The organism is Candidatus Accumulibacter propinquus, assembly GCF_056856495.1.
In genome coordinates this window covers 1,827,529-1,840,144 of the sequence record NZ_JBSEHC010000003.1, presented here as the reverse complement: position 1 = coordinate 1,840,144, position 12,616 = coordinate 1,827,529, and the positions used below count along the sequence as shown (strand labels likewise).

Here is a 12,616-nt window from a genome sequence, read left to right as displayed (position 1 = left end):
GGCGATGTTGCCTCGTGATCCGTCAGGTCAGCCGATCGAGCATCTTCCGGGTGATCAGCGTCACACCGTTTTCGGTATGCCGGAAGCGGCGCGCATCTTCCACAGGGTCTTCGCCGACGACCATCCCCGGAGGGATCTCGCAATCGCTGTCCACGACGCAACGGGTAAGGCGGGCGCGGTGACCAACCGTGGTATCCGGGAGCAGCACCGACAAATTGACCCGCGCGTACGAATGCACGCGGCAACTGGAGAAGAGCAGCGAGCGGTTAACTTCCCCGGAGACGATACAACCACTCGACACCGTGGATTCAATCGCATTGCCGCGCCGGTCGAGATGGTTGTGGACGAACTTGGCGGGCGGAAGCTGCTGTTGATAGGTCCAGACCGGCCAGTTGCGATCGTAGAGGTTCAGGGCCGGCACCGTCGCCGTCAGGTCGATGTTTGCATCCCAATAGGCATCGATCGTCCCGACGTCACGCCAATAATGCTCCTTGCGCTGTTCATCCGGGGCGACGATGCAACTGCGCGAGAAAGGATGCGCCACCGCACAACGGTTGGCCACCGCGCGCGGAATGATGTCCTTGCCAAAATCGTGATCGGATGTCGGGTCCACGATGTCACGGGCCAGTTCCGCGTACAGATATTTGGCATTGAACACGTACACCCCCATGCTGCACAGCGCCATATCGGGCCTGCCCGGCATCGCCGGCGGGTCGGCGGGTTTTTCGATAAAATCAGTGATCATGCCACTCTCATCAACCGCCATGACCCCGAAACCACTGGCCTCATGACGCGGCACTTCGATGCACGCCACCGTGCATTCGGCACCGCTCTCGACATGGTCGACCAGCATGACCGCATAATTCATCTTATAGACGTGGTCGCCGGCGAGAATGACGACGAACTCGGGTGCTGGCGAATAGGTCTCGAGGATATCGATATTCTGGTAAACCGCGTCTGCCGTACCGCGATACCAGGATTCCTCGTCGATACGCTGTTGTGCAGGAAGCAGGTCGACAAACTCGTTGACTTCGCCATGCAGGAAATTCCATCCACGTTGCAGATGACGCAAGAGGCTATGCGACTTGTACTGCGTGACCACACCGACGCGCCGAATCTGCGCGTTGACGCAGTTCGACAAGGCGAAATCGATAATCCGGAACTTGCCGCCGAAATGCACCGCCGGCTTCGCGCGGCGATCCGTGAGTTCGTGCAGGCGGCTGCCGCGCCCGCCGGCTAGAACCAGTGCAATCGCCTTGCGTGGCAATTGGAACGTCTTTCTGTCAACCATCTTTGTATCCCTTCTGAGCTGGTTTCATCGCATCAGGTGGCGCCACCCGGTGTCACCCATTCTCGCTAGCTGATCACATCGGGCTCGCTTCGGCCGGTGATCGCAGCAATCTGCGCCACCGCCTCGGCAAGACCGATCAGAGGCGCCAGCGCTTCCTGTGTGGGAACTTCATGGCGATCGGGATCCGCGACATAACGTTCGAGGTAGACGCGCAGCGTGGCCCCTTCGGTACCGGTGCCCGAGAGACGAAAAACCACCCGCGAACCCTCATCGAGCAGAATGCGAATCCCCTGACGATCCGAACGCGAGCCATCAACCGGATCGGTATAGGCGAAATCATCGGCCGAGACAATGCGCAGGCCAGCGAATTCGGCACCCGGCAGTTGCGGCAGGCGAGAGCGCAGTTCGTTCATCAGGTAATCGCCCTTCGCCGTGTCGATGCCTTCGTAATCGTGGCGCGAGTAGACATTGCGCCCGAAACGCTGCCAGTGCTCCCGCACGATCACGTCGGCCGGCAGGTCGCGGACGGCCAGAATGTTGAGCCAGTAGAGAACCGCCCACAGGCCATCCTTCTCGCGCACGTGATCGGAACCCGTCCCCGCACTTTCCTCACCACACAGCGTGGCTTTGCCGGCATCCAGCAGCGAGCCGAAGTACTTCCAGCCGGTCGGTGTTTCATAGCAAGGGATGCCGAGCGCCGCGGCCACGCGGTCCACGGCGCAACTCGTCGGCATCGAACGCGCGACACCGGCCAGCCCGCCGGCATAAGCCGGAATCAGCGCATGGTTGGCTGCGAGAACGGCCAGGCTGTCACTCGGGCTGACGACGAAGCCGCGACCGACAATCATGTTGCGGTCGCCATCTCCGTCGGAAGCTGCACCGAACGACAGTCCCGAACTCCCGTCGGCCAGGGCGGCTACCAGTTCAGCCGCATATACGGGGTTGGGGTCGGGGTGACCACCGCCAAAATCCGGCAGCGGCGTACCGTTGACCACCGTACCGGCTGGTGCGCCAAGGCGATCTTCCAGAATTGCCCGCGCATAGGGACCGGTAACCGCGTGCATGGCGTCAAAACGCATGCGAAAGTCGGGACGCGCCAGCAGCGCGGCGATGCGCTCGAAGTCGAACAGCGATTCAAGGAGTTCGGCATAATCGGCCACCGGATCAATGATATTGACGATCATGTCGCCGACACGCAATTCGCCGAGTCGGCTCAGGTCGATATCCGGTGCGTCGATGCTGTTATAGGCACTGATTTCCAGGGTGCGCCGATAGACGGCATCGGTAAAGGCTTCGTTGGCGGGCCCCCCGTTACCGAGGTTGTACTTGATCCCGAAATCGCCGTCAGGGCCACCGGCATTGTGACTGGCTGAAAGGATAATGCCCCCGAAAGCCCGCCACTTGCGGATCACGGCACTGGCCGCAGGAGTAGACAGAATGCCGTCGCGACCCACGAGCACACGCCCGAAACCAGCCGCCGCAGCCATCCGCAGGATGGTCTGGATGGCCACATCGTTGTAGTAGCGACCATCGCCGCCAAGCACCAGGGTCTGTCCCTGCTGGCCGGACAGGGTGTCGAAAATGGACTGGACGAAATTCTCTAGATAACGCTCCTGGCGGAATACGGTCACTTTCTTCCGCAGCCCGGACGTCCCCGGCTTCTGGCCGGCGAAAGGGGCGCTCGGAACGCTGATCACCTGCATAGTCATGTCATGCCTCGTTGCAAAATGAATGTCTTGAGTCGATTCCGGACAAGAACCCGTTCATGCCAGATGCTGCCGGCTGAAATTCAACAATCCGCGCGTCGACGCGTCGAACTGTTCGGCCAGCGCGGGATTGTCGAGGGCTGGCAGAATGCTGCTGGCCACCGCCTTGCCGAGCTCGACGCCCCACTGGTCGAATGAGTTGAGCCCCCAGATCACGCCCTGGACGAACACCTTGTGCTCGTAGAGTGCGATCAGCGCGCCAAGCGTCTGCGGATCGAGGCGCGAAAGCAGCAACGTCGATGACGGCTGGTTGCCGGGAAACACCTTGTGTGGCAGCAGGGTCTCGAGCGCCTCTGCCGACATGCTGCGGCTCAACTCGCTGCGTGCCTCCGCGGCAGTCTTGCCGAAAGCCAGCGCGGCGCTCTGCGCAAAACAATTGGCGAGCAGCGCCTCCTGGTGGCCGGGCAAGGGATAGTCGGAACGGACAGCGGCGATGAAATCGCAGGGCACCAGACGACCGCCCTGATGAAGCAGCTGGAAGAAGGCGTGCTGGCCATTGTTGCCGAGTTCTCCCCAGACAATGGGGTTCGAGGCACAGGCGAGCGGCTGTCCGTCGATGCCGACCGACTTGCCGTTGCTTTCCATTTCGAGCTGTTGCAGGAACGCCGGAAAATATTTCAGCGACTCGTTGTAGGGCAGCACCGCGTTGCTCGTCGCACCCAGGAAATTGGTATTCCAGATACCGACCAGGGCCATCACCAGTGGCAGATTGCGCTCGTAGGGCGCGCTGCGGAAGTGTTCGTCCATCCGTTCAGCACCGGCCAGGAGATCGGCGAAAGCGTGTGGACCGATGGCAATCATCAGCGCCAATCCAACCGCCGACCACAGCGAGAAACGTCCACCCACCCAGTCCCAGAGCGGAAAGATGGCATCGTCCCGAATGCCGAACGTCCGCGCGCGCTCGGGCTTGGCGGTCAAGGCGGCGAAATGCCTGGAAACCGCCGCGGCGTCACCCAGATTGGCGACCAGCCAGGCACGGGCGGTCTGCGCATTGAGCATGGTTTCCTGCGTGGTAAAGGTCTTGCTGGCGACGAGGAACAGGGTCGTGCGCGGGTCAAGGGTCTGCAGAAGTGGCGCAAGCTGCGCCCCATCGAGATTGGACACGTAGTGCACGGCCAGCGCCGGGTGTGAGATGGAACGCAAGGCGCAGCCCAACATCTTGGGTCCGAGGTCGGAGCCACCGATGCCGATGTTGACCACGCTGCGGATCGGCAGGCCGGTGAAGCCAAGCATCTGCCCGGAGCGAATGGCGTCGGCAAAGGCCTCCATTCTCCGGCGCGTGGACAGCACCTCCGGCATGACATCGAGATGTTCGCCGGGGAAGGGGCCAGTCGATCGGCGCAGGGCCACATGCAGCACCGATCGATCCTCGCTGGCATTGATCCTCTCACCGCCGAACATCCGGGCGGTCCACTCGTCAAGCCGGGCCTCGCGGGCGAGTGCGACCAGCAGGTCAAGCGTCGTCGAGTTCATGCGCTGCTTGGAGAAGTCGAAAAGGATACCTTCGAAGCTTAGCGAGAGAGAAGCTACGCGACCCGGATCGCGAGCAAAAAAATCTCTGAGATGCACAGGCGAAAGCGACTGCCGATGCGCTTCAATAGCCTTCCAGGCGGCTGAGGCGGTAATGGTCATGGTCGGAAAAAACTCATTGAAGGGTGATCAGGCCATCCGTAGACGGCCCTGGGAGAGAGGGGCGAGATGAAATATGACAAGATATGCTGTTCCGGTTATCAGCTTGCCAGAATGCTCGGAAGAACGCAAAAAAGAATGAGCGGCCGCCCTTTCGGTAATCCTGGGGGGAATTTCCCTGGGTCAGGGCCTTTACCTCGATCACGGCTGCAGCGCATTCGTAGCCACGGCTGTCAGACGTTCGAAGCGAGCGGGAGGACCTGGCCGGAGAAAGTTCAGAGGCGTACCGCGGAAAATTCGCTGGCTGCGGATTGCGATCTGGCAGAAGCCGTCAGCCTGCGCTCAAGCACCCTGACGGCAAAAGGCTTGTCTTCCTCGGCGATGTGGCGCTCGAACCAATACTCGGCATACCGCAGGTAGGAATGAACATCACGCGCACCGTCGCGCACCTCGTCGAACGCCCTTTGCAGCGCCTGCAGATTTTCCCGGTGAACCGCGGCATGATCTGCGAAGTCCGCACCATTCTCGGTGGCAACGCGTTCTTCGGTGGCGAAATGGCACTTGAGATAAGCGAGAAGCTGGTCGAAGTCTTCGAAAGGAAGCGGTCCGCTGCCGAAGCATACCGCCTTGAGCATCTCGATACGCCGGAAGATTTCTTCGTGCTGCGCATCAATTTCTGGCAGATCGATCAGCAAGGCCTCCGGCAACATACCGGCACGATTGATCTCCATCACCAGGCTCCGCAGGAAAAGGTCAGACTTTCTGATGGACACAGTATAAAAAAAGGGCCCGCCGAATTCCAGTAAAAGAGCAGGGGTTCAGGCAAATAAACCTTGCGGGAGGGTATCCCGCCGCCGCATATCGGGCAATCAAGGGAATGCAGAAATATCGTCGATGAAGACCTGCCGCAGCACGGAGCGCACTCACATCGCCTCGCCGCCGCGGATCAGACCGACGGCAATGCCTTCGATAGCCAGGGCCCGGGATCCCGTATCGACGATGATCGGTGCAAAATCCGGATTCTCGGCGATCAGTTCGACAATTTGACCCTGCTGGCGGAAGCGCTTGACCGTCACCTCGTCATCGAGCCTGGCGACGACAATCTGGCCGTTACGTGCTTCGCTGCTGCGGTGTACGGCAAGCAGGTCCCCGTCCAGAATGCCGGCATTGATCATCGACAGGCCACGCACCCGCACCAGGAAGTCGGCACGTGGTTTGAACAGGCTGGCGTCGAGCATGTAACGGCGCTGGACATTTTCCACCGCCAGTATCGGGCTGCCGGCAGCCACGCTGCCGACCAGCGGCAGGCCGAGCTGCTCGACCAGCCGGATGCCGCGCGCCGACCCCGGTTCGAGAACGATGATGCCTTTCCTGGCGAGTGCCTTGAGGTGTTCTTCCGCAGCATTGTGCGAGGCAAAGCCGAAAGCATGGGCAATTTCGGCCCGCGTCGGCGGTGCGCCAAACTTCTCCAGCGTGTCGCGAATGAAGTCGAGGATTTCCCGTTGCCGGGGCGTAAGTGAAGCAGGCTTGCTCATGATCGTGGCCTTTCGTCCTGATACTGTATTTTTTTACAGTTTACCGCAAAAGGCAAGCCCAACCTGCCGTTGGTGGGGAGCCCGGTACGAATCCAGGGCCGGCTGCGAAGGCAACGCTTCCCGTCAGGCCCGGAAACTCCCCGACACCGCCTGGGAGCATCGCCATGCCGATCGATACCGACACTCGCCATTCCGGCAGCAGAGAGGCGAGCACACGATTAGTGAGAACGAAATGAATCGCTACGGAGGCAAAGACCAGAGTCTCCAGGGCAGCAGCAACGAAAATCGCGATGCGCGCTGAGCGGTTGGGAGCGAACAGGCCAGAGATCAAGAATGCCGCTGCAAGCAGCGGCGCGATGAGCACTCGGATTGGCCAGAGGGTTACCACGAGATAAAGCACCGAATCCGCAATTGCCGATGGCCTCGCGAAGCAGGCATACAGCGCGACGAGGCCAGTGCTGGCGATTGAAAGCGCAACGAAGGAAAGTGCAGACCAGTAGCGTTGCACCTGGCGGAGAAAGCATAGCGCCGCACAGGAAGCTGGAATGGAGGCAAATCCAAACACCGCAAGGAACAGCAGGCCATCCGCAAAGGAATACATTCCGGAAGATGCTTGCCGATCCGGCCCGTCTGTCGCCACGTAATGGATCGACACGACCAAGAAAGCCGCCAGAATCGCAAGCAGATATCCGGCAACCACCAGGACAGCCTTGTTGAGGGGTCTCAATGCACTGAGGCCTTGTGCAAGCATTGATGAGCCATCCAACGTTCAAATTCAGCGGTGAGCGAAACGAGTCCGCGGCAATGCCGGGTTGGCTGGCGGATCAGGCGGCTCCGCCGAGCATGGATGCCTGGAGATTTTCCCTTGCGCTTCAAAATGGCCGGGCCGGCCCGATCTGCGGTGCACGCACCGGCTTGGCCATGCCGAAGAAGATCACCACGCCCTGCCCGCCGCAGCGCGTGGACAGCGCCTCCGTCGCGCCGGGATAGCAGCTGTCGATGTCCTGCCAGTTGTTCATGGCCCAGACGTCACCGGCCGGGCCGATGGCGATGTCCGTCTGCAACTGCAAGCCCCCACCCACGTAACCGCCCGGCGGCGCGATCTGATCACCGGTCTTGAACCCTGGCGGGCAATGCTCGGTACGCACGCCGCACAGTTGCACGATCGGGCTGGCCGGCATGGCGAAATTGCTGACCCACAGGTTGTCGTTGCCGTCCACCACCACCGCCCACGGCCCCGGCAGGCCGCCACCCTTGAAGGGCGAGCCGCGCAGCGGCGTGCCATCGGGCCGCAGCACGGTGATGCTGCCGCTGCCGCCCTTCTGCTCGGACATGGTCTTGGTCAGGTAGTCGGAGGCCGACAGCACCCCGCCGGTCTTCAGGTGCACCGCCATGTCGACCATGTGCGCCATGCCAAGCAGGCCGGAGCCGAAGCGGTTGGTGACCCAGACGTTGCCCTGGCTGTCGATATTCAGGCCGCTGTTGTTGGAGTGCACGTCGAGCTTCAGCGCCTGGCCCGGGTCGGCCGCCGGGAAGCGAATCACGTGTAGCGAACTGTCCGACACCCAGATGCGGTTCTGCTGGTCGATGGCCAGATGGAACGGCGCGGTGAAGGACTTGCAGGGTTCGGCGCTGTCGCCTTCGCAGACGATGCGGCCGTTGTTCCAGTCGCCCTTCGGGAAGTGCAGCAGCTGCCGCCTGGACACGCCCAGCGCCCACACATCGCCGTCAGGCGCGGTGATGATGCCCTGCATCAGGCCGAGGCGCCCGCCGAAGTTGATGCCGTCGGGTGGCGTCAGCGGCTTGCCGTCCTTGTCGAACACGGTGATGGACTTGCTGCCGTAGCTGGCCAGCCAGACGTTGCCCTTCAGGTCGATGGCTGCGCCGAAGGTGCCGCCCTGCATGCCGCCGCCGGTGAAGCCGGTGGTGATCGGTGACAGCGGCTTGCCGTTGGGGTCGAACTTGGTGGCGTTGCCCTGCCACAGCGCGTCGTTGGCCTGCCAGCCGACGGTGAAGTTGTTGCCGACCCAGAGGTTGCCTTCGGCATCGAACATCGCCTTGCCGCCGGCCCGGTAGCCACCGCCGTCGAACTTCAGCGGCAGAACCCAGGCACTGGGCGCGACCTGCAGATAAGGCATATAGGGCACCGCGCGCATCGTCTTGCCCTGCGGCACCGGATACAAGGCTTCGAGCGCCTTGAACACGCGCTCTGGCTGATACCACGGCGCCTGTGCGATGGCGTGGGCCGCCCGCAGCGTGTCGGTGGGCACGCCACCTCGAGGGCCCTGTGCGGCCAGGAAGACGGTCTCGCAGGCCTCGGGCCGCACGCGCGTGACGCAACCGCCCAGCACGCTGGCCAGCGTGGCGAAATTGGCCATCGTCGGCGTCTGGCCGCTGTTCAGCGGATCCTGGATCGTGCCGCCCCAGCCGCCGGTTTGCAGGTCGACGAAGCTGGGCACGTTGCCGGCGGCAATCTTCAGCTGCAGCGGCTGGCCCTTGATGGCCTCGCCATCGATGAACTGGTTGTGCGTCCACACCGAGGCGATGGTGGTCATCTCGTTGATCGTCACCTTGGCCGGCGCCTTGGCACCCAGCACCGTCAGCAGCGAAATCGCCGGGTTGTCGCCGCCGCCCTTGCCGGCTGCGGGCGTGCCGCCGCGGGCCACCAGGTACAGCGAACCTTCGGCCAGCGGCGCACCGGGCGCGGCCACCGCAAAGCGGCCATCGGCGCCGCTGCGCGCTTGCGCCAGTGGCCGCGGCGTGCCGCTGCCAGCCTGCCATAGCGTCACGGATGCGTTGGCGATTGGCGCGCCGCCGCCGAGCACCTGGCCGTCGAGATTGGCCGCAGCGGCTGGCAGCGCCAGCCCGAAACCTGCCGTGGCCAGCGTGCCAATGAGCACCGCGGCGAGGAGGTCTTGTTTACGTGTGACTTCCATCGGAGTTTCCTTTCTGGCTTCTTGGGGTAAGGCATGTTTCCTGGCCCGCCAACGCCCCGGTTCAGAGGCGGCGCGTCAGCGCCGTCCGCTGGAAACGGTGCTGGGCGGCTTGCTGAGCGCTGCGACACATGCACACCGCTGGGGAGTTACGGCTGAAGCTCGATCTCCCCCGGTCGCCAGGTCTTGTCGAACCACGGTTCCAGCGGCCCGTAGAGGCGCAGGATCATGAACCATCCTTTGCCGGGAATCGTCTGCACCCAGTTGTTCTCAAGCCCTTTCGGCGCGCGCGGGCCGAAATAGACATCCACTGACCCGTCTGCGTTCGTCTTCAGCGCTTGGTTCTGACTGCTCACGCTCGGAGACTTCTGATCCGTCTGGACCATTGAGCGCGTCTGATTGTCATACACGATGACCGACCAGAAATCCTTCACCGGCACGTTGGGCGGCAAGCGCATCCTGTAGGTCTTTCCGCCGTCGAACGGGTTGCCCTTCGAGTCCTGAACCGCCCATGGATATTGCGACCCCCTGCCGACCATCTTCATCTCCATGGCGGGGGTAACGCCGGTGGCAAAGTAGTAGTAAAAGATGTAGCCGTCCATGTTCGTCACGCCGGGCGCGCTCTCGAACTTGTAGCCGCCAAAGAACGGTAGACGCCACGCGCTGTTCGGGAAAAAGTACGCGTCTTTCGACCGCACCTTGAAGGCGATGGTACGCGCCGTGACGGCGCCGATATTGGCCGCGTCGGTGAGGATCTTCTTCATCCGATCGTCGGGCGAGAAAGTTTGCCCTTTGACAATGCCGATGGAGGCAAACAGGCCAAGCGTCGTCGGATCGCTGCCTTCCGAGGGCTCTTCCTGGATAACCTTGTTCAAGAGTTCCCAGAACCCGTAGTCGCCGGGAGCGACGAAAGTCGAGGGAACGCCCGAGGCATTGATGAACTTGACCGATGGAGGATTCGCGGCCTCCGAAAGCTGATAGATCTTCAGGTGCTTCTTGACCGACTCGACGCCGGGCTTCGTGGAGCCATCGACGAGGAAAGCGCGAAAGAAAAGCCAGTTGCCGAACGTGCTGGGATGCAGGACCACATAACCCGCTGGTACCTCACCCTTGTAGCCGGGCGGTAGAACGAGGTACTTGCCGCCTTTACCACGATCCTCGCCGGTAATGCCCACGTCGGCGACCCAGCGATACCAGAAATCGTTTACGCCGCCCAGGACCTCGGGCGGAATCTCCACAACCAGCGGACCTTTCTTCGTGTCGAGCCAGATGAAGTTGTAGATGGTGTTGTCGTTCGCCGTGAGTTCCACCGTACGAGCATCGACGAGGTCTTCCCAGATGACATCGGTCTGGTTGTCCGGCCCGAACTTGCGCAGCGAGTCGCGCATGCCCGCCTGATTCACGATCGGGATCGCCATGAGGTAAGCCTGCAGGGCACGCGAACGATCAAGATTGTCGTAGATCTTCTCGACGGTGTCTGCCTTCGGATAGCCGTATCTCAGATTCAGGGTGCCGATGGAGCTTTCGATCTTGTCAGGCACGGCGATGCCCGGGCCCATGGGCGTCGAGAACTTGAACCGGGAATCCGCTGGCGCTCCAACAGGCTCCACCGCGAAGGTCTGACCTGACGCAGACAGAACCATTCCAGCCAGCACTGCGCATAGGCTAATCCGATTAACTGACTCCACTGCTTTTCTCCTTATTAAGTGTGAATCCGAGTTTAACTACTGTGCGGCCGAGTGCCGGCCCGGGAGGCTCAACGTCAAAGCACAGGGACGCGCCGATTACGGAGCGTCCCTTGAAAAAGGAGTAAAATAAAGGACAGACCACGGTTATCTTGTTTCTTCTGCTCTGAAAACCAGGAAATCGAGGTCTGTCCTCCATTTACCCTTATAGCGCAGCGCCCCCTGCACCGAAGGGTTACGCCTCGCTGGGCAGGATGCCATTTGGCAGTTAGTCATAGGTTGAATGCGTGAATGGCTTGTGGAAGAGCGAAGGCGTTTTATCGTGCTTTAGATAGAACTTCGGAAACTGATCTTCATCAATCCATGCCCAGCTATTGAGCTTGTTCTTAATTGCTCCGAGTTGCGCTGGGATTGTGAGTTCCTCCATCACGCTTCGGACGAGGGCCCTGTAGCGGCGCCCAACGAAGTACTGCTTGTAGAGCAGGGAAGGTATCCGCATTCCCAGTGACGAATCGTCTCCTTCGAGCTTTATTCCGGTGATGCTTGTCGGCGGTGACAGTTTGATGATCCGGTCTTCAAGGCCTCTTTGCCGCAAGATGTTGACTCCGACAAGCTCTATGTCACGCACCAGCTTCGCCAGTGGTGTGAAATTGCCATGATCAGCAGAGTTCTGCGCAGCATTAAGCATCTCCCGAAGTTCGATCACTTTTTGATCACCGCGAAGCTGCCCGAGAACGGTTAAGAAATCATCCTTTGAAGTACATTCGCGGACAACTACCGGAAGAAGACCCGGCAAGTTGAGGGTTATTGATGTTCTCTGTGCCCCAAGCCGGGCTAAGCTGTCGCTCACCTTGCCTTGGAATTTTGCTAGGCCATCGGTGAACGCCTTAGCGAACGATGCAGAAGAGGTGGCACCCAAATGGACGCGCTCAAGAAAGTCGTAGGCGAAAAAATCGCGCAACGGGTGCGGCATATAGGCAAGGTCATGTTGAGCCGCGAAGACCTGATGCCATATGTATTGATGACCAAGCCACCCCATGACGGACATCATTCTTTGAACATGGCCGGAGAGCTTTTCCCATGGAACAGGAGCACCATCGATTCCAACGATCTGGAGTTCCTTTCCCATCGAGTCATCGGTTTGGGTAGCTAGTACTGCCTCAATTAGTGGACTCTCTTTGTCGATGCCGTTCGCTCGAAATACCAGATAGAAGGCCGAACCAGAATGTTCCCAGATGAACTTGGCGAATGCGTCTACTTGCGTGAAGTACAGATCGAATAGGGCTCGTTGGTTGCCCGCGTTGTAGGCATCTTTCCAGGTTAGAGCAAGGCCGCGAGCTATCTCGCCCAGGGAAACCTCTTCTGGCTCAGGAACGTTCATGAACGTTACGCCACTTGCCTTGAGAAGTGCTTTTCGGGCCGGTGTGAATTGAGCTTTGTAGTTATCGGGGACGCTTACAGAATCAGCCAATAGCAATGCTTCACAGAATCTACTGAGAGTGACGTGTTCAACGTCAAGGAGTGACGGCTCTCGAATAGCAGCTTTGCCGAGGGCACGCTGAACGCCGGAGACAGTTGCGTTATCTATAAGTACGTGTGTCATGGGCGATTAGAGGAATAACGAATAGCGTTTATCTGCCGCCCAGAATGCGTGCGGACCAAGCGCAGGCGGCGCGCGGCAGATAAACCTTGTTGGACGGAACCGCCACCAAGGCGGTGCTTATGGGGTAAAATAGGGGACAGACCACGGTTATCTTGTTTCTTCTGCTCTAAAAAC

9 protein-coding genes are annotated in these 12,616 nt (G+C 60.6%); all 9 read right to left on the bottom strand.

What is annotated here, in order from left to right; translation table 11 throughout:
- Nucleotides 1–22 precede the first annotated feature (22 nt).
- The 9 genes from glgC to AC15MQ_RS14190 all read right to left on the bottom strand — a co-directional run bounded on the left by glgC (nt 23) and on the right by AC15MQ_RS14190 (nt 12,220).
- Nucleotides 23–1,291 carry a glucose-1-phosphate adenylyltransferase gene (glgC, locus tag AC15MQ_RS14230; RefSeq protein WP_287651969.1) on the bottom strand — a complete coding sequence of 423 codons (1,269 nt, stop codon included), beginning with the start codon at nt 1,289–1,291 and terminating at the stop codon, nt 23–25.
- Nucleotides 1,292–1,356: 65 nt separating this feature from the next.
- Nucleotides 1,357–2,994 carry an alpha-D-glucose phosphate-specific phosphoglucomutase gene (locus tag AC15MQ_RS14225; RefSeq protein ID WP_483080654.1) on the bottom strand — a complete coding sequence of 546 codons (1,638 nt, stop codon included), beginning with the start codon at nt 2,992–2,994 and terminating at the stop codon, nt 1,357–1,359.
- Nucleotides 2,995–3,054: 60 nt separating this feature from the next.
- A complete protein-coding gene (gene pgi, locus AC15MQ_RS14220) occupies nt 3,055–4,689 on the bottom strand; it encodes a glucose-6-phosphate isomerase (protein ID WP_483080450.1) in 1,635 nt (544 codons plus the stop codon).
- 272 nt (nt 4,690–4,961) lie between these two features.
- On the bottom strand, nt 4,962–5,417 hold the full coding sequence (locus AC15MQ_RS14215; RefSeq protein ID WP_483080449.1) for a bacteriohemerythrin: 456 nt from the start codon (nt 5,415–5,417) through the stop codon (nt 4,962–4,964).
- A 192-nt stretch (nt 5,418–5,609) separates the two neighbouring features.
- The gene (lexA, locus tag AC15MQ_RS14210; protein ID WP_332336557.1) at nt 5,610–6,221 is read right to left on the bottom strand and encodes a transcriptional repressor LexA; all 612 of its coding nucleotides are present in this window, start codon (nt 6,219–6,221) and stop codon (nt 5,610–5,612) included.
- A gap of 40 nt (nt 6,222–6,261) precedes the next feature.
- Nucleotides 6,262–6,972, bottom strand: a complete 711-nt coding sequence (locus tag AC15MQ_RS14205) for a hypothetical protein (protein ID WP_483080448.1) — start codon at nt 6,970–6,972, stop codon at nt 6,262–6,264.
- Between the two features lie 121 nt (nt 6,973–7,093).
- The gene (locus AC15MQ_RS14200; RefSeq protein WP_483080447.1) at nt 7,094–9,157 is read right to left on the bottom strand and encodes an NHL repeat-containing protein; all 2,064 of its coding nucleotides are present in this window, start codon (nt 9,155–9,157) and stop codon (nt 7,094–7,096) included.
- A gap of 146 nt (nt 9,158–9,303) precedes the next feature.
- Entirely contained in the window at nt 9,304–10,797 is a 1,494-nt protein-coding gene (locus AC15MQ_RS14195) for a DUF1254 domain-containing protein (protein ID WP_483080446.1), read from the bottom strand.
- 310 nt (nt 10,798–11,107) lie between these two features.
- Nucleotides 11,108–12,220, bottom strand: a complete 1,113-nt coding sequence (locus AC15MQ_RS14190) for a hypothetical protein (RefSeq protein WP_287651975.1) — start codon at nt 12,218–12,220, stop codon at nt 11,108–11,110.
- Nucleotides 12,221–12,616 lie beyond the last annotated feature (396 nt).

Excerpts from the sequence above, each read along its gene's own strand:
- glgC (WP_287651969.1), bottom strand. The coding sequence starts at position 1,291 with ATGGTTGACAGAAAGACGTTCCAATTGCCACGCAAGGCGATTGCACTG.
- AC15MQ_RS14225 (WP_483080654.1), bottom strand. The coding sequence starts at position 2,994 with ATGCAGGTGATCAGCGTTCCGAGCGCCCCTTTCGCCGGCCAGAAGCCG.
- pgi (WP_483080450.1), bottom strand. The coding sequence starts at position 4,689 with ATGACCATTACCGCCTCAGCCGCCTGGAAGGCTATTGAAGCGCATCGG.
- AC15MQ_RS14215 (WP_483080449.1), bottom strand. The coding sequence starts at position 5,417 with ATGGAGATCAATCGTGCCGGTATGTTGCCGGAGGCCTTGCTGATCGAT.
- lexA (WP_332336557.1), bottom strand. The coding sequence starts at position 6,221 with ATGAGCAAGCCTGCTTCACTTACGCCCCGGCAACGGGAAATCCTCGAC.
- AC15MQ_RS14205 (WP_483080448.1), bottom strand. The coding sequence starts at position 6,972 with ATGCTTGCACAAGGCCTCAGTGCATTGAGACCCCTCAACAAGGCTGTC.
- AC15MQ_RS14200 (WP_483080447.1), bottom strand. The coding sequence starts at position 9,157 with ATGGAAGTCACACGTAAACAAGACCTCCTCGCCGCGGTGCTCATTGGC.
- AC15MQ_RS14195 (WP_483080446.1), bottom strand. The coding sequence starts at position 10,797 with ATGGTTCTGTCTGCGTCAGGTCAGACCTTCGCGGTGGAGCCTGTTGGA.
- AC15MQ_RS14190 (WP_287651975.1), bottom strand. The coding sequence starts at position 12,220 with ATGAACGTTCCTGAGCCAGAAGAGGTTTCCCTGGGCGAGATAGCTCGC.